A 20679-nucleotide genomic window follows, 5' to 3' on the forward strand; every position below is an offset into this window, starting at 1 on the left:
GCAATGATTATTTTAAAAGTTTTGAGTTTTGAGGCTGGCTTTCTACTCGATGACTCCTACTCCCTGGTGACAACTGATAGCTGATAGCCATCAAAGCCTCTAATTGACCTGTGGGAAGGTTGTCCATAAGAAGATACCAACCGTTGCGATCGCTAGCACGCCTTGAATCAAATTACCTACCAGTGAACCAACGACAATCCCCAGCGCTGCTTTTGCCGCCAGCTTCAAATCCCGGCGGTAAATAAATTCGCCCACGATCGCGCCCAAAATCGGTCCAACTAGAATGCCCAACAGCGGACCACCGATCGGTAAGGCAGGCAGCAGTCCTAAAATGCCGACCACCAGACCGACAATGGCACCGATCTGTCCCCATTTGCTGGCTCCCGCTTTCTTCGCACCGTAATAGGTCGCCAAAAAATCGACCCCAATGCCAGCCAGCAGAAACACGATCGCAACCGCTAGAGGAATCGTGACGCTACTAAAGCCGTTAACTAAGCCCCAAATGAAGATGGCGATCGCAATCAAGCTAATGCCCGGTATCGCAGGCACAACGGCACCGATGATGCCAACGACCATAACGGCGACGACGAGCCAGTAAAGAGTGAGCATGGGGAGTAGGGAGTAGGGAGTGGGGAGGAGATGCAGGGGGCAGGGGACGTGCGATCGGACTGGATTATGTCAATCGTTGTCGATTAACTCAAGCTGCTCAATGACTGGATGATGACCGTGCCACCCTCTATGGCATCAAGCTGGACTCGATAGCCATAGAGCAAACTCATACCAACCAAAGGTTCTGTCTCGGATTCGTTGATATCGATGCGTCGAACTTCTCCGTCCCAAAGGACTACGCCACGATAGACATCAAAAATACAAGTGCTTCCATCTCCTAATGTTCCCGCTTCCCGTCTGTATGCCTGTAAGTTGAGGCTGTTAAGTATGGGCAACGGCAGAGTCAGAAAACCCGTGAACCCTGTATCAATGACGGCATCAATCACTTGCCTTTGTGAATTTGCATTGCCTACGACCAGCCGGATTGTCGCCTCACAGTTTTGATCAACAATTCCATGCATCATAAACTTACAGCAAACGACCAACACCAAAGCGATGAACCCCCTTGTGTCCAATCCGAACACACCAGATTTGAGCATCTGGGTGGCGTTCAAGTAACCAATCGGAGGCAGTCATCGTATCATCGGCAAGCTCAAAAGCGCCTGTTTCAATGTCGATCGCCACAATTTTGCCATGATTGCCAACCTCAACTTGAGGACGTATCTGGGTTGTGTAGAGTTCATTCCCGCGTCGAGCAAATTCTTCTTTGCTATAACGAAGTGGCTGCATCGTCATCGGCGCGACCTCGATGTAACGTTATGCCCCTAGTTTAGCTTGGACAGTCGATCGCTGGCTCCAGAGCTTGTATTGGGTTTCAGGATGTTCTACTCAGCTACCGTTCTAACGCTATAGCTGGTTGATAAGTTTACCTGCCAAGTCTTCCGCAAAGGATAGTTTGTTTATGACAGTTTGAACATCATCTGAGTCGAAGGAACGACTAAATGTGTTGGTCTTACTCGAAACCAAGAAATACAGCCCTATATCTTTACAGGTTCAAAATAGGAAATGTGATTTTTTACTAGAAACAGTCACTGATAAAGTATCACTAACATCGCTGCGCAAGACAAAGTCTTCTGAAAATTCTCCTGAATACTTCTCTTGTTCTAAGAGTTTCATTCTCTGGTGAGCTTTTTTAAGGTCGTTCACTAGCTTAGGAACTCTGGAACTAGATATGGCAGCTACTCCAGGCTTATATCTTCCATCATGACCCGGAACAAAGAAGCGAATGTACCACTTACTCCTCTGTGCAGTATCACGATAAGCAATCAATGACGCTTGAATGTTTGGTAATCCCAGATCTTGCTCAAGTTGTCTAGGGTTCATAGTAGAAATTCAGCACAGTTATCTACATTGTTCCCAATTTGAGCCTTGAAACAGATGTCTTCAAAGCACTAACCAATCAGGTTGAGCGGCGACATAACACTTGTTGGACTGAAAGCTTCGGGTTTATCGCTCCATCTCAGGATATTGTCTGGAACGTTTGAGGTTAATTCTCACTTTCAGACCGCCCCATCGAAATTTTCTAAATCATAATTTTTTTTCCAGATCGCCCCTCTCATCCGTTCACCACAGCGCCTTTACGTTCTAGGATCGATGCCCGACAGCATACAAGGCATACATTCCATTAGCGTATTTTCGAGCTTATCTGCGATCGCGCCAATCCATTTCTCATCCTGGCGAGTGTAGCTGCGGGGCGCATTGGCTGCCAGAATCATCGCTCCTCGTTTACCTAGAGGTTGACAGATGACCCCTTGGGTATTTTCAGGTAGGTAGTCAAACTCGATGCGTCCAGGATAGACGTAGAGCGCGACGAGATAAACGGGTGCTTGTTTGTCTAACACGCGCTGTAGGATGGGACCGATCGTGATTTCCCGCTTAGTTGCTAAAATGCCGCGTCGCAGCAAGATGTTGCCGTCGTACCAAACGATGAGCGATCGCGTCACGGTATTGGTCAACAGCAGATGAGATGCCCAGGCAAGCTCGGTTTTGAGTGCATCCGGCAGATCTGGATCAAGCTCAAAGCCTTCTTCGCCAATCAGGTCAACCCGCTCAGGGGTACGAGGCTGCACCTGTTGCCAGAGCAAACCCGTTAGAATCAGAACGGCGCTGACAATGACACCGAGTGCATCCGATCGCGACTGAGCATTGGTCAGATCCGGCGTGAGTAATCGGTTTGCCAGTAACAAGCAGCCAGCCAGTCCACCGACGGCGATCGGCAGCAATCTCAAAACCTGATTTTGATCGGATTTAGTCATCCCATTACGCTAAAAGCCTTTATATTCATTCTATTTGGAACCCATCCAAAAACCTGTGGTCGTGCCACACTGTCTTGGACTAGAACGGTTTTGAAAGTGGTTTTCGCACTCTAGTTTTATTGGCACCGTTGGGAGGCAGGGATTGCTGGAATTATTTAGCTCTGGATTAGTGTCGCTGTGGCTCAACATGGCAGGGGTATCCCGTCCTGCGGCAAGCAGCGGCAATGCAATCAGTGCGTTGTGGCAGGATACGCCCTGGATGATACTGCCTGGTACGCCCGATACCGCGACGCAAACGACGCTTCAGAAGTATTTAGACGATCTCACCCGCAAAGGTCTGGCTACGAATTTGCAAGGCGTTTGGCTCCAGTCGGGTGTCCAATTTTTGGCGAGCAATCAGGGGACAACGCCACTTCCTGCTGCCTCGTTGACCAAAGTGGCAACGTCCTTAGCCGCTCTAGAAGCCTGGGGACCCGATTACCAGTTTGAGACGCTCGTTAGTGCCACAGGTCCCATCCAGAACGGTGTGCTGGATGGCGATCTGGTGGTTCAGGGTGGTGGTGATCCTTTGCTGGTATGGGAAGAAGCGATCGCCGTTGGTAACGAACTCAACCGTCTCGGCGTGACAAAAGTCGCTGGCAATCTGGTGCTAACGGGCAATTTTTTGATGAACTTTGAAACGCAGCCAGAAAAAGCAGGCGCGTTGCTCAAGCAGGCGTTGAATGCGAACAGTTGGTCTGGTGAAGTCGCTGATCAATATCAAAAGTTGCCAACTGGAACCCCACGTCCACAGGTGGCGATCGCGGGTGATGTGCAGGTTGTGCGCTACGGCGCAGATTTGCTGCCCAAACAAATTCTGCTCCTGCGACATCGCTCGTTGCCGCTGTCACACATTCTCAAGCTGATGAATATTTACAGCAACAATGTCATTGCGGAGTCCCTGGCAAATTCGCTCGGAGGAGCCGCTGTCGTTGCTCAGCAGGCAGCGATCGCGGCAGATGTCCCTCAAGACGAAATTCGGCTGAAAAATGGCTCTGGCTTGGGTACAGAGAACCAGATTTCCCCCAGAGCTGTCTGTGCCATGTTTGCCACCATGCAGCGCTATTTGCAGTTCCGCAACCGGACGATCGCCGACCTGTTTCCGATCTCTGGCGTCGATGGTGGCACGATCGACTATCGCAAAATTCCTCAGGATGCAGTGGTGAAAACAGGCACGCTCAACGATGTCAGCGCTCTGGCAGGCGTATTGCCCACCCGCGATCGTGGCTTTGTGTGGTTTGTCATGATCAACCGGGGCACTGATCTTGACGATTTGCGCGATCGACAAGATCAACTCCTGCAAGCATTGGTCAAGCAATGGGGCAGCGTTGCAACCAGACCACTGGCATTGTCTCCCAACGGTACGCAATCGACTGCCAATCGTCTTGGTGCTGGCGATCGCACAGATGCGGTGCGATCGGCGGTAGACATCAACACCTACTCAAACAACTAAACACTTAGCTTTTAGGGAGCCAGAACGATATAGGGAGAGGCGATCGCATCCGCTTTCCCCGCGTTCACCATTGCCTGATAAACAAATGCCGCTACGTCTGCCCGTGTTGCTGTTTGAGTCGGATTCAGTTGACCTACAGTGGGATAATTGACAACAATTTTGCGCTGAGTGGCAGCAGCAACGCTGGTCGTTGCCCAGGAGGGAATTTGTGCCGCATCCTGATACCGAGACAGAATGCTGGTGCTGCCAGCCTTAAAATTCAATCCGTTTGAGAGGGCAACCAGCGCTTCCACTCTAGGAATGGACTGGTTAGGGCGAAAAGCTCCGTTGGGATAGCCGCGCATAAAGCCGCCCCTGGCTGCTGATTGAATCGCGGTATAACCCCAGAAACGGCTGTTGATATCCTTAAATTGAGTGGCTTTTTGTTTGGCAGATGGCGTAAACGCTTTGTTGATAATGGCGGCAAACTGTACCCGTGTCACAGGGTCATTTGGACGAAACGTGCCTCCAGGGAAACCACTGATGATATTTCGCTTTGCCAGAGCGCCAATGTATCCCTGTGCCCAATGCCCCTGCACATCAGCAAACTGACTAGAACCACTGGGCGCATTTGAGGGTGCAACGAATGCCACACGACCGGCAATTTTTCGGGTGTCGATCGTATTACCAACTGAATAGAGCGTATTACTGGTGGTGTTATTGAGATCGTATTGACGATTGTTGCGAATGACATTATTACCCGCACTATCCGCAGTGCCGAGATCTGGTTGAGCGTTAGTGGTGACGACAATGCCATCCCGTTTATTGTTTTCGATCGTGTTATTCCGCAAAATAGGACGAGCAGCGTCATTGATGTAGAGTCCATCGGTGTTCTCAATAATCCGATTGCCTGCAATTCTAGGTGTAGCGTTACCAGCAACCGCCAAACCAAAGCCCGTGTTTTGAAACACGTTACCGCTGATGTCTCCTTTGGCACGGTTGGCAACCGAAATACCATTGCCACCATTCTGAGTAAACACGCTATTTGAGATCACCGGGTTTCCTGTACCGGTGATAAAAATGCCTTCCCGATTGTTGCGGTTAAACGTGCAGTCGGTAATTTTAGGATTAACGGACTCGACCCAAATGCCCGTGCCGCGTGTATTTGGATTAGTAAACGAAACGCCCCGAATTTCGGTATCTTTGCTTGCTTGAAGGGTCACATTCTGACGTGCAAAGGTTGGGCTAATGAGATTGCCCCCGCCGATAATCGCTACCGTTTGTCCCTTTTCAGACTCTTCACCCCGTAGCGTTACTCCCGGTGGCACGTTGAGCGGAAAGACCTCGCCAGACGACTCTGTGTAGCTGCCCCGTGCTAGCTGTACGTATGTTCCTGGTGTTGCTTGCCGGAGGGCATAGGCGATCGTGCGGTAAGGATTGCTTTCACTACCCCCACCAGACGCGTCGTTACCAGATGCAGGATTGACGTAAATGAGTGTTGCCGAAAGCGGTGTCTGAGCCATGACAAAAGGCAGCTTCACCTGCGAAAAGGCGGCTGGAGTAGCCATTCCCATCACTTGACTGCCAAGCAGCAGCAGCATTAATCCGATGCGAAGCCTAAAGTCGTTCGTTGAACAGCATCGTGCTGTTGGTTTCTTAGTACAGTCTTGTTTCTGTGGTGCACGGCTGTTGCGTGTTAACCGATCGAGCTTAAACTGCTGGTCAGACATATGTGTGCGCCGATGACGAAGGGTAAAGCGAGGAAGCAAAAAACAAACTGAAGCTAAATTCATTTTGCTAGAAGGCGAGCGAACAAAACCTACTGTAGAACTCGCTATCGTTACCTGAGCTAACCATAGAGCCAACATTGTAAAACCGTGACAAGCGTTTGATGACTAAGGTTCTCATTCATACCATTTCACTAAACTGTGGCTACACAGGCAAGCTTCGGCTGGCGGTCAGCGGTCAGCGGTCAGCGTCAAAAACGACTCTGTAGGGCGAGTTTACAGAATTGGTACAATCGACACCTGGCTTGCCATTGGTTTTAGAAAAAGCTGTGCTGTGCGATCGGAAGCGCTCTTGCAATAGGAGTCGAGTATGCCTCGTGTTAGATGAGTCACTATAGGGAAACGAATATCATCTGGATATCGTCAAGGCGATTAGTTGTTTCCAGCGATGACTTCTATGCGTTTTTCACATTTACCACTCCGTTACATCGGGCTGTTAGCTGTCAGCCTCGGTACTGTGCTTTACAGCACGGCTAGCCTAGCAGCCGAAAAAGTGGTCTTGAAGTATGGCATCTTTCAAGAATCGATCTCCGTCGCCGAACTATCCAGCTTTGCGGAAACAGGCGACCCATCGCCGACGCTGGCAGCCTATATGAAGCTGGCGAACAAAAAACCAGAAGAGATACGGGATGCGTTGACGAAACAAGTGAAAGTAAGCCCAGTCGTGCTTGACCGGGCGCTAAATAACTTTGTGGGAGAGCGCTTGCTGGATGAAGTTGGAAGAACAGTCCATACCTCTACCGATACTGCCAACCGTCAGGCTTTACGCTCAGCGCTCGTGCTATCTGCCAGTGATGACAGCAAAATCTCGCTGATAGAGGCAATCCAGAAGTATCCCACTCAGGAAGTTGAGGTTGAGGGCGATCGCTTAGTCGATACCGCAACCAAGCTCAGCGACCTGGAAAGTGGTCTTCGCAAAATTTTAGGTGTTTTTGACCAGCTTTAGTACTGAAGCGAACGCTTTAGTAAGCTAGCGTCTCCAGGGTCTCGCGTAAGTAGTACCGCACTAGATTGTCAAGATTGAGTCCGCTCAGCCGACCGTCTGTATTGCGCTCCAACTGCCAGCGCTCGAATCCAGAACTTGCTGCGATCGCCTGCTTGAGGCTGTGCCAAATTTCAGAATCCACTGGAAGCTGACTAAGAAGATCTTTGTTCACGCCTCCCAGAGGCGAAGTATTCTCAAAGGAGGAGCGGAATTGCGAATCAGCCATAAACACCTCAAGGAGAAGAGACTTCAGCGTTCTACCAGTGCTCAACACATTAGCCCTAACAGCAGGTAATGTGGCAGAACAGATGCTACTCCATTACAGAATAGCGCACCCCAAAAAATGGAGTGTGATGGCTACAACATTTTAGTACCATGTTCTTGAAGTTCGTACCACGTTCTTGAAGATTTCAGGTTTCGATCGCTAAGCCCTAATCGCCAAGCCCCAATGATTTCAGTTGAGCAAGCAGAGTCGATCATCCTGAACCTCGTGCAGCCGTTTGATGCCGATCGCGATCGTGAGGTGTTGGCTTTACTGGATGCCGCTGGTCGAGTGTTGGCAGGCTCTATCACTAGCGCGTTGGACTTTCCACACTGGGATAATTCGGCGATGGATGGCTATGCCGTGCGCTATGCAGATGTGCAGACGTGTTCGGCAGAGACTCCTGTCACGCTGGAGATCATTGAGACGATTCCAGCAGGCTATCAGCCGCAACATACTGTAGCAGCAGGGCAGGCAGCGCGCATTTTGACGGGTTCAGTGATGCCTGATGGGGCTGACACGATCGTCATTCAAGAAGACACTCAGCGAGACGGCAATTTTGTCACGATTTTGGCGGCTCCCCAACCCAATGCTTTTGTGCGTCGTCGTGCTGCCTTTTATCAGGCAGGTCACCCTCTCTTGCCATCAGGGCTACGGCTTCAGGCTCCAGAAATGGCTGTGCTGGCGGCAGCCCAGTGTGCTCAGGTAACCGTCTACCGTCGTCCACGGGTGGCAATTCTTTCCACAGGTGATGAGCTGGTCAGCATCGATCAGCCGCTCAAACCAGGTGAAATTGTAGACTCCAATCAGTACGCGTTGGCAAGTTTGGTCGCGCAGGCAGGTGCCATTCCGCTACGGCTAGGCGTTGTACGGGATGAACCAGAGGCACTCAAACAGGCGATCGCCATTGCGCTCGATCGTGCCGACATGGTGCTTTCATCCGGTGGTGTCTCGGTTGGCGATTATGACTACGTTGAAGACATCCTCACGGCACTGGGTGGCGATATTCACATTCGCGCAGTAGCAGTGAAGCCAGGGAAACCGTTAACGGTGGCAACGTTTGGAAGGGAGGAGAGAGGGGAGAGGGGAGAGGGGAGAGGAGTCAAGAGTCAGGAGTCAGGAGAACGTGAACTCAAAGCTCCCCTGCCTCCCCTTGCTTCCCCTGCCTCCCTTGCTTCCCCTGCCTCTCTTGCTTCCCCTGCCTCTCTTGCTTCCCCTGCCTCCCCTGCCTCCCCTGCCTCCCTTGCTTCCCCCGACCCACACTCTACACCCCATACCTTTACACCCATTCTCTACTTCGGTCTTCCTGGCAACCCGGTTTCGGCGCTAGTGACCTTTTGGCGCTTTGTTGAGCCTGCGTTACGTAAACTGTCGGGGCTGCCTGAACCTGCCTGGAAACCAACCTTTGTGAAGGCAAAGACGCAAGTGGCGTTGCGATCGGATGGTAAGCGCGAGTCGTACCTCTGGGGGCAATTGCATCTGGTGGACGGGTTGTATGAGTTTACTTTGGCAGGAGGGAGCCATAGTTCGGGAAATTTAATCAATCTGGCTGGAACGAGTGGGTTAGCCGTCGTACCAATTGGGCAAACTCACATTAGCAGCGGAGAACTGATTCGAGTCATGCTAATCAGCTCAGGACTGCGATCGTTAAGTTAGGGTTTCAGCACATTCGAGCAACTGAGGTGCGAAGGCATGGTTAACTCATTTTCTGTGATTGTTCCAGTACTGAATAAAGAAAATGAGATTATTCGTACTTTGGAAAGCATTGATGCCAGCATTGCTTTTTTTAATGAGCAGTATGATGGTGCTCAAACGGTTCGCTCTGAGCTGATTGTGGTGGATGAAGGATCGACCGATCGCACACCAGCACTGCTGGCAGAATTTGGTCGAGACAAGCCTTACTTTCAGGTGATCAAGCATTTTAGAAGTTTGGGCATTGGTCCCGCCAGAAACACGGGAGTCAAGCTTGCCCAAGGCGAGATTCTCTTTTTTTGTGATGGGGATGATTTGTTTTTTAAAGAACATATCTATCTCTGTTTTACACTGCTGAATTATCAACCGATTCCTGCTGATAAAGCGAGCCACACGTTTGAAATCACAATCGGCGATCGGTCTTATCCGCTGACGCTGCCACCGCATCCAGTCGGTATTGTGCGGACGGGTGTGCATATGCAAGATCCGCTCTATCCCTATTGGAAAGCCGCGATCGAAAACACATTAGCGCTGAATTTATGCATCCGTCGAGAGTGCCACGAATTTATCGAAGGTTTTCCTGAAGCACCTGTCTATAAACAGATTGGTGGTTGCGAAGATGTGTCCTATGATTTGTGGATGGCAAAATTTTTCAAGGTGCTTAAAGTTGAGATCGAAACAGTTGAGTATATCCGCTATCCTGGAAACAACTTCGATCGCCAGCTCAAGAAGTTTCAAACAGCACCTGATCGCTATCAAGACGAAACTCCACCTGAAGAAACAGCGCTCCACTTGCTACGACGAAAGCTAGAGCAAGATCGATTTAGCTATCTTGCTGAAAAGTTCAAAAAGGTTGCCTGGAACGCTGCCTTTGTTCCCATTTTGAACTGGCAGCAGTTAGCGGGCGATTATTTGGCACAAGACTGCTACCTTGAAGCCATTTCACTTTATGAACAGGGCATTGTAGCAGAACCGAGTACATATGAAAGCGTTAAGAATATTCTGGCAGCCGCTTACAATAATTTTGGTTCTGCGTTTCATAAGCAAGGCGATTTGGAGCATGCAGGACTTTATTTTAAGAAGGCGATCGACCTGAATCCAACACTCTCTCATAGTGATTTTGCTAGAGTCCACTTCAACCTTGGTACGGTACTTTATAAGCAGACTCAATTTGAACAAGCGATGCTGTATTTACAGAAAGCAGTTGCCTTGCAGCCAGACTTTACAGAGGCGATCGCAGAGCTTTCGACAGTAAAAAATCAATTTCAATTAATAACAAAAGGCTATCAGTTTTCGAGCAGTGCTGCTGTTGATTTCACCCCTTTAGCAAGCTATTTCGACCAATTTAAGCCAGTCGCTTTGAACGCATTAGCGATCGGGAGCGACGATGGTCGCATTACATGCTGGCTATTGGACAATGTTTTACTTCAACCAGATGCAACAATTACCTGTGTCGATCGCTTTGAAAAGCTGTCTGACGGGCAACCAATCTTAGAGCGCTTTGAGGCGAATATTGCTCGTACAGGTGCTGCTGAAAAAGTGCATAAAATTGCTGGTCAGCCTCATGACGTGCTGCGATCGCAGCCATTTCACAGCTATCAATTAATCTATATTGGCAGCATGACAACTGCTAGTGAAACGCTCGAAATAGCCGTACTGAGTTGGGGATGTCTCACAGTCGGCGGTGTCATTGTGTTTGCAGATTATGAACTGAAACCATTATCCAGCATGACCGATATGCCACCTAAAAGTGCGATCGATGCTTTTATGACCCTCTTTAGCAGTAAGCTCAAGCGACTCTACCAAGGCAGCCAGGTGCTACTGGAAAAAATTGCAGATTAGCGATGTTCATGGTTTTGAGGAGCTGTTAGCAGCCAATCCTACCATCATCGCTGACGGCTGACCGCTGACGGCTGACCGCTGACGGCTGACCGCTGACCGCTCCTTACTGCTGACATTCTGCCAATAGCCATAAATCTGCTGCAACCCGCTCAAACACCCCTTGCCAGCTTCCTCGTTGTCGTTGCCGAAACAGGCGCATGGTGGGATACCAGGGGCTATCGTCGCGCTCTAGCAGCCAGCGCCAATCAGGAGCAAATGAGAGGAGTAACCAAACGGGCTTACCCAATGCGCCTGCTAGATGGGCAACTGCCGTATCGATCGTGATGACCAAATCGAGTTGCGCGATCGCGGCGGCTGTGTCAGCAAAATCGTGCAATGACTGACTCAGATCCTGAATGGGCAATGGCGCAAGGGTCTGTAGATCGGCGACAGCGGCACCTTTTTGCAAACTAAAGAAAGACACTCCAGGCAATTCGCACAGTCGTTGAAACTGATCGATCGCACAGGCGCGATCGCGATTGTTTTTGTGCTCAGGATTGCCCGTCCAAGCAATGCCGACTTTGAAACGAGTTCCCAGGGGAGTCTCCAAGCGCAACGAACGGTCGGTCGGTGAAGACAGGTAAGCAACAGACGCGGGAATCGTCTCCAGGGTTGTACCGAGAAGATGAGGTAGACTCAATAGCGGCGCATGAACATCAAACGTAGGCAGAGATGTACCTTGAGCAAGCAATTGGTCAATCCCTGCTCCTGTTTCGAGCAACCGCAAGAGGGCTGGCTGGCACTCGACGATCACTCGTCCACCCCGATCGCGCACTAACGCGGCATAGCGAATGAATTGAATCGTATCCCCAAACCCTTGCTCTGCGTGAAGCAGAACCGTCTTACCGTCTAAAGGCGATCCATCCCAAAGTGGTTGTGAAAACGCACGAGGTTCCCAACCTGCTTGTCGCCAACGCCACTCATATTCCTGAAAGCCCTGCTGCAAAGCGCCTGTGAGTAATAAAGCGTGACCCAGGTTTTTGTGCGCTCCGGCTGAATCAGGGGCAAGCTGAATTGCCGTACCATAGTGCGCGATCGCCGCCTCTACCAGCCCCAACCGTCGCAAGAGAAAGCCCTGATTGTAATAAGCATCCGCAAACTCAGGTTTCAGCGCGATCGCCTGCTGGCTGTGAAACAAGGCATCTTCTAGCCGATCTTGCGCTTGCAGCACCAACGCTAGATTGTAGTGAGCGTCTGCGTAATCTGGTTTGAGCGCGATCGCACGGTTGAAATGGGCGATCGCCTCCTCATGTCTGCCCTCCTCCTGCAACGCCGTTCCCAAATTGCACCACGCTTCAGCGGCATCAGGCTGTAGTTGCACCACTCGCTGAAGGTAGGGAATTGCCGCCCCTGACCGCCCTGCGCCACACAAAGCAACACCCAGAATTTGTAGTGCTTCTACGCGATCGGGCTGCTGCTGAAGGATTTGACGACACACCCGTTCAGCTTCAGCGAACTTGCCATGATGGTAGTGCTGAAGGGCAGAGGAGATGAGGGAGTGAGGAGTGGGGAGTGGGGTGTGGGGAGTAGGGAGTGGGGTGTGGGGAGTAGGGAGTGGGGTGTGGGGTGTGGGAGAGTTTTGAGTTACCGCTGACGGCTGACGGCTGACCGCTGACCGCTGACGGCTAACCGCTTTCCGCCTCCGCGTCTCTGCGCCTCTGCGGTTCCCTACTGCTTCTCTTTCAATCAACGCCTCCTTCACTGCCCCCATGACACTGCCCCAGTCACCGTACACTGATTGGCGAAACAGGCGCATCGTAGGATACCAGGGGCTATCGTCGCGCTTGAGCATCCAACGCCAGTCGGGGGCGAAGGGCAGCAGTAGCCAGACAGTTTTACCCAAAGCCCCTGCCAGATGGGCAACCGACGTATCAACAGCGATGATGACATCAAGCTGGTTGATCAAAAGCGCAGTATCAACAAAATCGTGTAAGTGTTCTCGTAAATCGTGTACGTGGGGATATGTCTGCAACTGTGCTTGATCGTCAGGAGACAGTTCTTTTTGCAGACTATACAGAGTAATGTCAGGAACATCCGTTAGCGATAAAAGCTGATCTAACGGACAGGCGCGAGTGCGGTTGTAAGGATTTTGTGGATTGCCTTCCCAGACGATACCGATCTTGAGAGAGGAGTGAGGGGAGGGGAGAGTGTCAGATGTTGGTAGTTGGAGGTAAGGAATATCGGCAGGAATCGTGTCGAGACTGATACCAAGAATGTTTGGCAGGCTCATAAGGGGTGCGTGGACATCGAATGCAGGAGGAGCACTACCGTAGGAGACGATCGCCTGAATATCAGGCAGACTCTTGAATAGGTTCATCAAAGGCGCATGGCATTCCAAAATAATTCGTCCACCACGCTGAGCCACTAGCGGCACATAGCGGACGAACTGGATCATGTCGCCCATGCCCTGTTCGGCGTGCAGGAAGATGGTTTTGCCATTGAGGGATGAACCGTCCCAGCGAGGCTGTGAGAAGGGGCGCTGAGGTTGAAAGGTGGGCAGTTTAACTTGCCAGCGCCATTCGTATTCAGCAAAACCGGGCTGCAATTCGCCGTTCAGCAACAGTGTTAGCGCTTTGTTCCAGTGTGCTTCTGCAAAGTCTGGCTCGATCGCGGTTGCCCGGTTGTAATAATGCACCGCTTCTTGCAATGCACCCCGATCGCGAAAAATGTTGCCCCAGTTGTTGAACGCCTTGGCGTAGTCTGGCTTTAGCGCGATCGCCCGTTCGTAATGCGCGATCGCCTGGTCAAAATCGCCTAGTTCTTTCAGTGCATTACCCAAATGGTTGTGCGCCTGCGGAAAATCTGGCTTCACTGCGATCGCCTGTCGATAGCAAGCGGCTGCCTGTTCAAAGCTTCCCTGCGCGAAGTAGATGAGTCCCAAATTGTTGTGAGCATCGGCATAGTTGGGTCGAATGGCGATCGCTTGCTGATAGTGCGCGATCGCCTCATCCGTCCGTCCTTTGTGACGTAGGGCATTCGCAAAATTGTTGTGAGCGTCGGCATAGTTGGGCTTGAGGGCGATCGCTTTTTCGTAATGCGCGATCGCGTCGTCAATGCGGTCTTGCTCCTGAAGCGCGACTGCCAGATTGTTGTAAGTGTCATAGTTGTCAGAATTGGTTGCCAGTGCACGACGATAGGCAGCGATCGCTGCGTCAAAGTGCCGCTCCTGATGAGCAATCATGCCCAACAAATGCCATGCATCCGACTGCTCTGGCTGCTTCTCTAAAACTTGACGACACAGCCGCTCTGCCTCGCGGTAGCGCCCTGCTTGATGATGGCGCACAGCCTCTTTGAGTGCCTGTGGCAGTGGGGAGTGGGGAGCGGGGAGTGGAGGGTCGGTGGTGGAGTGTCTTAAATGGCTCTCTCTGCTTCCCGTGCCTCCCGTGCTTCCCGTGCCTCCCGTGCTTCCCGTGCCTCCCCCGCCCGCTTTCTGCCTCTGCGTCTCTGCGTCTCTGCGGTTCCCCACGTGTCCTTCAATCAATGCTCCCTTCACTGCCTCTAAAACACCGTCCCAATCGCCGTATGCAGGCTGACGAAACAAATGCATAGTGGGATACCAGGGGCTATCGTCTCGTTGTTGCATCCAGCGCCAGTCGGGAGCGAACGGCAGCAACAGCCAGACGGCTTTGCCTAAAGCGCCTGCCAGATGCGCGATCGCGGTATCAACACTAATAACGAGATCAAGCTGATGAATGATGGCAGCGGTATCAACAAAATCTTGGAGATGTTCCCGCAAATCGTGCACATTGGCAGGTGCTTGCAAGTGCTGCTGATCTAGCAGAGATGGCTCTTTTTGCAGGCTGTAGAGTGTGACATTGGGCAACGCTGCCAATGTTAGCAGCAACTCTAGCGGACAGGCACGGCAGCGATTGTAGGGGTTCTGCGGGTTGCCTTGCCAGACGATGCCGATTTTGAGAGAGGAGTGAGGGGTGAGGAGAGAGGAGTGAGGGGAGGAGGGATTACCGGATATTGGTAGTTCGAGGTAAGGGATAGCGGCGGGAATAGTCTCCAGCGTGGTGCCGAAGAGGTAGGGGAGGCTCATCAGAGGAGCATGAACATCAAAGGCTGGGAGAGGCGTACCGTAGGGAATGAGCTGCTGAATGCCTGCAACGCCCTGTAGCAGATTGATCAGAAGAGGTTGACACTCGACGATGACTTGTCCGCCACGCTGGGCAACCAGTGATGCATAGCGAATAAACTGAATGGTATCGCCCATGCCCTGTTCGGTGTAGAGCAGGATGGTTTTGCCGTCTAATGGAGTCCCGTCCCAGCGGGGTTGGGGGAACGATCGCGGTGGGTTTTGCTCCTGAAATTTGCTCCACTGCAAGCGCCATTCGTAGCCAGCAAAGCCTTGCGCTAAATCACCAGTAAACAGTTGAGTGAGGGCTTTGTTCCACTGCGCTTCCACAAACTCTGGATTGAGCGCCAGTGCCTGTTCGTAGGCGGCGAAGGCAGCTTCAATGTCACCGTGATTACGTCGAGCAATGCCGAGGTTGTTGTAAGCGCCTGTGTAATCGGGCTGAACCGCGATCGCTGCTTCCAAATGCTCAAACGCCTCTGTAAACTCACCTTCCTGCTGGAGCAAATTGCCCAAATTGCTACGAATTTCGGCATAGTTGGGATTGATCGCCAGCGCCTGACGGTAACAGTCGATCGCCGCTTCCAGCTTGCCTTGATCCTGGTAGGTGTTGCCCAGGTTGTTATGCACTTCTGCGTAGTCGAGTCGAATGGCAAGCGCTTCGTGAAAGTGAGCGATCGCCTCGTCAAACTTGCGCTGTTCTTTCAGCACTGAACCCAGGTTGCTGTGTGCTTCGGCAAAGCGCGATCGCAAGGTGAGTGCCCGCTGGTAATGCGTGATCGCCTCATCAAACTTGCCTTGTTCCTGTAAGGCATTACCCAGATTGTTGTGTACTTCGGGGTAATCATCCCGCAGCGTCAGCGCATCGTTGTAAGCCGCGATCGCCTCGTCTAGCTTGCCCTGCTGCTGCAAAGCATTTGCCAGCCCATGATATGCCTCGGCATACGTTGGTTTGAGCGCGATCGCCTGCTGATAGTGACCGATCGCCGCTTCCAAATGACCCTGCTGCTGAAGCGTATTACCCCATGCATGGTGAGCTTCAGGATAGTTAGCTTTGAACGCGATCGCCTGTTGATAGTAATGAGTTGCGTCTTCTAAGTGCCCTTGACGCTGAAGTGCGACTCCCAGATTATGGTGAGCCTCTGCATAATTGGGCTTCAAAAGAATCGCTTCTCGATAGCGGGCGATCGCGTTTTCTAGCTGTCCCTGGTCTTTCAGCGCAATACCCAGGTTGTTGTGCGCTTCGGGGTAGTGCGGTCGCAGGATGAGCGCTTGCTGGTATACGGCGATCGCTCCGTCCAAATCACCTAACTCTTTGAGTGCATTGCCGAGATTGTTCAACGCTTCTACATGATCGGGCTGAAGAGTGAGTACCTGCTGATAGTGCGCGATCGCCGCTTCTAGTTTGCCCTGCCCCTTCAAGGCGATGCCCAGGCTGTTGTACGCATCCGGGCTATCAGGTTGCAGGGTTAAGACTGTTTCAAAGCAGGCGATCGCGTCTTCAAAGCGGCTTTGCTGATAGACCAAGGCACCCAAAAGATTCAGTGCATCTACCGCACGTGGCTGCTGTGCAATGATCTGGCGGTAGGCAGATTCCGCCTCAGCAGTGCGTCCATTACGATGAAGTTGTAGTGCAGCAGTCAACGAGTCGGGGGGAAGCGTCATTGGCAGGATTCCTATCCTGTGCTGTCTGGCAATTTATTCTACCCGTCGCATAGCAGCTAGTAACGCCCTGCGTAATGCCCTGTAATGTGAAGGCGGTCAAGGAGGCAGGAGCAGGGGAAGCAAGGGAGCAGGGGAAGCAGGGGAAGCAAGGGAGCAGGGGAGCAGGGGAAGCAGGGGAAGCAAGGGAAGCAGGAGAGGGAGCCATTCAACACTTCTTCCTACACCCCACACCCCACACCCCACACCCCACACCTGTCTCACTACCGCCCCTGGGCATACGGCTTTCCCTACTGCCATAGCGGCGTTGCCAGCGATAGAGTAACAGTAATTAGAACACAAAAGTACATACGGTCTCATGGGGAGCCGAACCCCACTACTGCAACTGATCCGATTCATCACAACTGAGGATCTGGGCTACAGCGATGTCCTTCTAACCACCGCCTCTTGCTCTGTCAGTTGTCTCATTCATCGCTACAAACGGCGTGGTAGGAGAACCAATCATGTTTGAACTATTCACAGAAAAAGCTATCCGGGCAGTCATGTTGTCCCAGGAAGAAGCCCGTCGTCAGGGGCATAACCTGGTGGGTACTGAGCAGATACTGCTAGGCATTCTTCGAGAAGGCACGAGCCTTGCCGCTCAACTATTAACGAAATTGGGCATCACGTTAGATGCTGCACGCCTTGAGTGCGAAAAGATGACCGGACGCGGGACGGGTACCATCCCTGCTGAACTGCCGTTTACTCCTAGAGTGAAGCGGATGTTTGCCGAAGCAATGCAGCAAGCCAAGCAGCTTGGGCAAAATCACGTCAGTCCTGAACATTTGCTGCTGGCACTGACTCAAGGCAATGAAACGGTTGCTATCAAAGTACTGCAAAATTTGAGTGTCGATGCATTGGCTGTTCAAGACCATATGCTTCAGGCGATCGGCTCCCAAACGATCGGAGAAGCTGTCGCCGCTTCGGTTGGAGGCGGACAAAACGACTCCTTCAATCGTGGCAACGCACAAGCTGTAACACTGGAAGAATTTAGCACAAACCTGACGAAACTGGCTGCTGAAGGCAAGCTTGATCCCATCGTGGGTCGCCAATCTGAAATCGAGCGGGTCGTCCAAATTCTCGGTCGCCGCACGAAAAACAACCCTATTCTGATTGGGGAACCCGGTGTGGGCAAGACTGCGATCGCCGAAGGACTCGCCCAGCGGATTGTCAACCGCGACGTGCCCGAAAATCTGGAAAACAAGCAGGTTGTCAGTTTAGACATGGGCGCGCTCATCTCTGGCACACGCTTTCGGGGCGACTTTGAAGAACGCCTGAAGAAAGTGGTGGAAGAGGTGCAAACCAACGGCAACATCATCCTGTTCATCGACGAAGTGCACACGCTGGTTGGTGCAGGTGGCACAGAAGGCGGTATGGATGCCGCCAACCTGCTCAAGCCTGCACTAGCACGAGGTGCAATGCAATGCTTGGGTGCCACGACGCTGGATGAATATCGCCAGTACATTGAGCGTGATGCTGCGCTAGAACGTCGTTTTCAGCCTGTCAAAGTAGCTGCACCTAGCGTGACTGAAACGATCGAGATTCTGTTCGGCTTGCGCGATCGCTACGAGCAGTTCCACAAGGTCAGAATCGAAGATACCGCACTGGTTGCTGCTGCGACGCTCTCCGATCGCTACATTGCCGATCGGCATCTACCCGACAAGGCGATCGACCTCATTGATGAAGCGGGTTCTCGCGTCCGACTGGCACACACCCAGCACTCACCTACCAAAGCGTTTCGCAAAGAACTGCGGCAGGTGACAAAGGATAAAGAAGAAGCTGTCAATGCTCAAGATTTCGACACGGCTGGAAAACTGCGCGATCGAGAGTTGGAGCTAGAAGCACAGATCAGCGGTCAGCGGTCAGCGGTTAGCGGTCAGCAGACGAAAGAGGCGGAGGGAACACTTTCCGACTCCCCACTCCCTACTCCCCACTCCCCGTCTGTTACTGAAGACGACATCGCCCATATTGTCGCCTCATGGACAGGCGTTCCTGTTCGGAAACTCACCGAATTGGAGTCAGAGCAATTACTGTACCTGGAAGATGCGCTGCATGAGCGGGTCATTGGTCAGGATGAGGCAGTTAAAGCCGCTTCACGGGCGTTGCGACGGGCACGGGTGGGGCTGAAGAGTCCCGATCGCCCGATCGCTAGCTTCTTCTTTTCGGGTCCTACAGGTGTGGGCAAAACGGAACTAGCAAAAGCTCTAGCAGCCAATGTCTTTGGTTCTGAAGATGCCATGATTCGACTCGATATGTCTGAGTTTATGGAAGGGCACACGGTGTCCAAACTCATCGGTTCACCTCCCGGCTACGTTGGTTATGGTGAAGGCGGACAGTTGACCGAAGCAGTACGGCGCAAGCCTTACTCGGTGGTGCTCTTCGACGAAATCGAGAAGGCTCATCCCGATGTATTCAACCTCATGCTGCAACTGCTGGATGAGGGTCGTTTGACCGATGCTCAAGGGCGTACCGTTAACTTCAACAACACGCTGGTCATCATGACCTCTAACGTCGGTTCCAGAGTGGTTGAAAAAGGTGGCAGTGGGTTTGGCTTTGAGTTTGCCAGTCAGGCTGATGCCCAATACAGCCGGATGCAAGCATCGGTAAACGAAGAGCTGAAACAGGTCTTCCGTCCCGAATTCCTGAATCGTCTGGATGAGATCATCGTCTTCCGTCAACTGACTCGTGACGAAGTGAAGCAAATTGCTGATCTGCTCATCCGTGACGTAGCGACCAATCTCACCGATCGCGGCATTGCCCTGCAAGTCACCGATCGCGTCAAGGATCGCTTGGTGGTGGAAGGCTACAATCCTAGCTACGGTGCCCGATCGCTTCGTCGAGTCATTACCCGCCTGCTCGAAGATGCTCTAGCAGAAGCATTGCTGTCAGGAACCATCAAGGATGGGGATACGGCGATCGTTGATCTAGATGATGACAATAACGTTGTGGTTCATCCGGCAACGCAAGCAGAACGATTACTGGAATCGATCGTCGCTTAAAAGCTGCTCAATCTCTAATCTATGCCCTGCACTTCAACGGTGTAGGGCTTTTTCATAGTAATGGCTGGATTTTGAAAAGATGCAGATGTTTCTCGCTAATGACCTACACCAGAGAGATTTAGCTACACAATTTCTTGCTCAAAGTAGCCTTCCTTCAAAGGCGAAGGTAGACGCAATCCACATTGCAGTCGCTACCATACACAGCATGGATTAGCTGTTAACCTGGAATCACAAACATATTGCTAATGCTCAAATTCAGGGGAAGTTGGTGGAGATTAGTCTCGACTTTGGCTATGTGCTGCCTATCCTTTGCACACCCAACGAACTAATGAGAGATTAGGTCATGTGGACAGATGAGATCGTTGAAGAGATTCACCGAATTCGTGAAGAGTATGCGAAATCCTTCAACTATGATTTGGGCGCAATCTTTGCAGACCTACGCAAGAAAGAAGCAGAAAGTGGCAGAGAAGTCGTGAACTTATCGCGGAAGCGCGGTCTAACAACACGTTGGAGCGGACAGGCAAGGGATCTTGGTGAAGATGCAAAGGATACTAGCCGTCACTCAACTTAGCCGTTAGCTGATCAAAAAAGCGGGGAAGCATCATTGCCGCCCCGCTTTTTGTTTTGATTGTCCGACTGGTCTTTCAGCTTTTGCCGCAGTGCTTGAAACTGCTTGCGGCGCTGTCGTTGGCGGGCAGAGCCGCCCTTGCCTTTGTCGTTTCGTCCTTCGCGGCGGGGAGACTCCCATCGCTTTAGTTGTTGTGCCATGAGGGGTAGGGGATGAGTGGTGAGGGGTACGGAGTGAGGGATCAGAAGTTTCTCTCACTATTGTAGAAATTTTTTTGGGTTGATCGCTGCCATTCAGTCAACTACGCTCTCAATGCGATCGTTTCCAGATTCTGATGCAACCTGATGTCACGTACTCTTATTTTCCTATTTGAACTCAAAACCCTCACCGT

Annotated in this window: 17 protein-coding genes and 1 pseudogene; 8 read left to right on the plus strand and 10 right to left on the minus strand. The window is 51.7% G+C overall.

The features are described from left to right. Positions 1–99: 99 nt before the first annotated feature. The 5 genes from AC5JO6_RS19655 to AC5JO6_RS19675 form a co-directional block, all read right to left on the minus strand. Complete coding sequence (locus tag AC5JO6_RS19655; RefSeq protein ID WP_496082741.1) at positions 100–609, minus strand: DUF456 domain-containing protein; 510 nt, start codon at positions 607–609, stop codon at positions 100–102. A gap of 83 nt (positions 610–692) precedes the next feature. Continuing rightward, positions 693–1073, minus strand: a complete 381-nt coding sequence (locus AC5JO6_RS19660; RefSeq protein WP_496082742.1) for a clan AA aspartic protease — start codon at positions 1071–1073, stop codon at positions 693–695. A 4-nt stretch (positions 1074–1077) separates the two neighbouring features. Continuing rightward, on the minus strand, positions 1078–1344 hold the full coding sequence (locus AC5JO6_RS19665; RefSeq protein ID WP_496082743.1) for a hypothetical protein: 267 nt from the start codon (positions 1342–1344) through the stop codon (positions 1078–1080). Between the two features lie 258 nt (positions 1345–1602). After that, positions 1603–1932 carry a hypothetical protein gene (locus tag AC5JO6_RS19670; protein ID WP_496082744.1) on the minus strand — a complete coding sequence of 110 codons (330 nt, stop codon included), beginning with the start codon at positions 1930–1932 and terminating at the stop codon, positions 1603–1605. A gap of 254 nt (positions 1933–2186) precedes the next feature. Next, positions 2187–2864, minus strand: a complete 678-nt coding sequence (locus AC5JO6_RS19675) for a cofactor assembly of complex C subunit B (protein WP_496082745.1) — start codon at positions 2862–2864, stop codon at positions 2187–2189. A 142-nt stretch (positions 2865–3006) separates the two neighbouring features. Here AC5JO6_RS19675 and AC5JO6_RS19680 point away from each other — a divergent pair, with 142 nt between their 5' ends. Continuing rightward, positions 3007–4356, plus strand: a complete 1350-nt coding sequence (locus AC5JO6_RS19680) for a D-alanyl-D-alanine carboxypeptidase (protein ID WP_496082746.1) — start codon at positions 3007–3009, stop codon at positions 4354–4356. A gap of 11 nt (positions 4357–4367) precedes the next feature. Here the strand turns inward: AC5JO6_RS19680 and AC5JO6_RS19685 are convergent, their stop codons facing one another. Continuing rightward, positions 4368–6065 carry a DUF1565 domain-containing protein gene (locus tag AC5JO6_RS19685; protein ID WP_496082747.1) on the minus strand — a complete coding sequence of 566 codons (1698 nt, stop codon included), beginning with the start codon at positions 6063–6065 and terminating at the stop codon, positions 4368–4370. 454 nt (positions 6066–6519) lie between these two features. On the opposite strand from AC5JO6_RS19685, the gene AC5JO6_RS19690 reads away from it, so the two are divergent. Then, a complete protein-coding gene (locus AC5JO6_RS19690) occupies positions 6520–7068 on the plus strand; it encodes an alpha/beta hydrolase (RefSeq protein ID WP_496082748.1) in 549 nt (182 codons plus the stop codon). Positions 7069–7084: 16 nt separating this feature from the next. Here AC5JO6_RS19690 and AC5JO6_RS19695 read toward each other — a convergent pair whose 3' ends face one another. Then, the gene (locus tag AC5JO6_RS19695) at positions 7085–7333 is read right to left on the minus strand and encodes a hypothetical protein (RefSeq protein ID WP_496082749.1); all 249 of its coding nucleotides are present in this window, start codon (positions 7331–7333) and stop codon (positions 7085–7087) included. A 222-nt stretch (positions 7334–7555) separates the two neighbouring features. Between AC5JO6_RS19695 and AC5JO6_RS19700 the strand changes: the two genes are divergently transcribed. Together AC5JO6_RS19700 and AC5JO6_RS19705 are read left to right on the plus strand one after the other, a co-directional pair. Beyond that, positions 7556–9025 carry a molybdopterin molybdotransferase MoeA gene (locus AC5JO6_RS19700; protein ID WP_496082750.1) on the plus strand — a complete coding sequence of 490 codons (1470 nt, stop codon included), beginning with the start codon at positions 7556–7558 and terminating at the stop codon, positions 9023–9025. 36 nt (positions 9026–9061) lie between these two features. Then, the gene (locus AC5JO6_RS19705; RefSeq protein ID WP_496082751.1) at positions 9062–10903 is read left to right on the plus strand and encodes a glycosyltransferase; all 1842 of its coding nucleotides are present in this window, start codon (positions 9062–9064) and stop codon (positions 10901–10903) included. Between the two features lie 6 nt (positions 10904–10909). Here AC5JO6_RS19705 and AC5JO6_RS19710 read toward each other — a convergent pair whose 3' ends face one another. Then, entirely contained in the window at positions 10910–11047 is a 138-nt protein-coding gene (locus AC5JO6_RS19710; protein ID WP_496082752.1) for a hypothetical protein, read from the minus strand. Further along, positions 11007–16685, minus strand: a complete 5679-nt coding sequence (locus tag AC5JO6_RS19715) for a tetratricopeptide repeat protein (protein ID WP_496082753.1) — start codon at positions 16683–16685, stop codon at positions 11007–11009. Before AC5JO6_RS19715 ends, AC5JO6_RS19710 begins: the two co-directional genes overlap by 41 nt. A 74-nt stretch (positions 16686–16759) precedes the next feature. Here AC5JO6_RS19715 and AC5JO6_RS19720 point away from each other — a divergent pair, with 74 nt between their 5' ends. From AC5JO6_RS19720 to AC5JO6_RS19735, 4 genes and pseudogenes are all read left to right on the plus strand, one after another. After that, entirely contained in the window at positions 16760–16984 is a 225-nt protein-coding gene (locus AC5JO6_RS19720; RefSeq protein ID WP_496082754.1) for a hypothetical protein, read from the plus strand. 201 nt (positions 16985–17185) lie between these two features. Next, positions 17186–19720 (plus strand): ATP-dependent Clp protease ATP-binding subunit, encoded by a 2535-nt coding sequence (locus AC5JO6_RS19725; RefSeq protein WP_496082755.1) that lies wholly within the window; start codon positions 17186–17188, stop codon positions 19718–19720. Positions 19721–19838: 118 nt separating this feature from the next. Further along, positions 19839–20060 (plus strand): annotated as a pseudogene (locus AC5JO6_RS19730) (PIN domain-containing protein); the annotation flags it as partial. Positions 20061–20063: 3 nt separating this feature from the next. Beyond that, entirely contained in the window at positions 20064–20291 is a 228-nt protein-coding gene (locus tag AC5JO6_RS19735) for a hypothetical protein (protein WP_496082756.1), read from the plus strand. A gap of 11 nt (positions 20292–20302) precedes the next feature. Here the strand turns inward: AC5JO6_RS19735 and AC5JO6_RS19740 are convergent, their stop codons facing one another. Beyond that, on the minus strand, positions 20303–20488 hold the full coding sequence (locus tag AC5JO6_RS19740; RefSeq protein WP_496082757.1) for a hypothetical protein: 186 nt from the start codon (positions 20486–20488) through the stop codon (positions 20303–20305). Positions 20489–20679 lie beyond the last annotated feature (191 nt).

It is taken from the genome of Tildeniella sp. (genome assembly GCF_059505325.1).

What these genes read in the sequence shown, in the direction of transcription:
- AC5JO6_RS19720 (WP_496082754.1), top strand. Translation starts at nt 16,760, where the DNA reads ATGCCCTGTAATGTGAAGGCGGTCAAGGAGGCAGGAGCAGGGGAAGCA.
- AC5JO6_RS19700 (WP_496082750.1), top strand. Translation starts at nt 7,556, where the DNA reads ATGATTTCAGTTGAGCAAGCAGAGTCGATCATCCTGAACCTCGTGCAG.
- AC5JO6_RS19675 (WP_496082745.1), bottom strand. Translation starts at nt 2,864, where the DNA reads ATGACTAAATCCGATCAAAATCAGGTTTTGAGATTGCTGCCGATCGCC.
- AC5JO6_RS19715 (WP_496082753.1), bottom strand. Translation starts at nt 16,685, where the DNA reads ATGACGCTTCCCCCCGACTCGTTGACTGCTGCACTACAACTTCATCGT.
- AC5JO6_RS19660 (WP_496082742.1), bottom strand. Translation starts at nt 1,073, where the DNA reads ATGATGCATGGAATTGTTGATCAAAACTGTGAGGCGACAATCCGGCTG.
- AC5JO6_RS19705 (WP_496082751.1), top strand. Translation starts at nt 9,062, where the DNA reads ATGGTTAACTCATTTTCTGTGATTGTTCCAGTACTGAATAAAGAAAAT.
- AC5JO6_RS19735 (WP_496082756.1), top strand. Translation starts at nt 20,064, where the DNA reads ATGTGGACAGATGAGATCGTTGAAGAGATTCACCGAATTCGTGAAGAG.
- AC5JO6_RS19665 (WP_496082743.1), bottom strand. Translation starts at nt 1,344, where the DNA reads ATGACGATGCAGCCACTTCGTTATAGCAAAGAAGAATTTGCTCGACGC.
- AC5JO6_RS19695 (WP_496082749.1), bottom strand. Translation starts at nt 7,333, where the DNA reads ATGGCTGATTCGCAATTCCGCTCCTCCTTTGAGAATACTTCGCCTCTG.
- AC5JO6_RS19725 (WP_496082755.1), top strand. Translation starts at nt 17,186, where the DNA reads ATGTTTGAACTATTCACAGAAAAAGCTATCCGGGCAGTCATGTTGTCC.
- AC5JO6_RS19740 (WP_496082757.1), bottom strand. Translation starts at nt 20,488, where the DNA reads ATGGCACAACAACTAAAGCGATGGGAGTCTCCCCGCCGCGAAGGACGA.
- AC5JO6_RS19685 (WP_496082747.1), bottom strand. Translation starts at nt 6,065, where the DNA reads ATGTCTGACCAGCAGTTTAAGCTCGATCGGTTAACACGCAACAGCCGT.
- AC5JO6_RS19655 (WP_496082741.1), bottom strand. Translation starts at nt 609, where the DNA reads ATGCTCACTCTTTACTGGCTCGTCGTCGCCGTTATGGTCGTTGGCATC.
- AC5JO6_RS19690 (WP_496082748.1), top strand. Translation starts at nt 6,520, where the DNA reads ATGCGTTTTTCACATTTACCACTCCGTTACATCGGGCTGTTAGCTGTC.
- AC5JO6_RS19670 (WP_496082744.1), bottom strand. Translation starts at nt 1,932, where the DNA reads ATGAACCCTAGACAACTTGAGCAAGATCTGGGATTACCAAACATTCAA.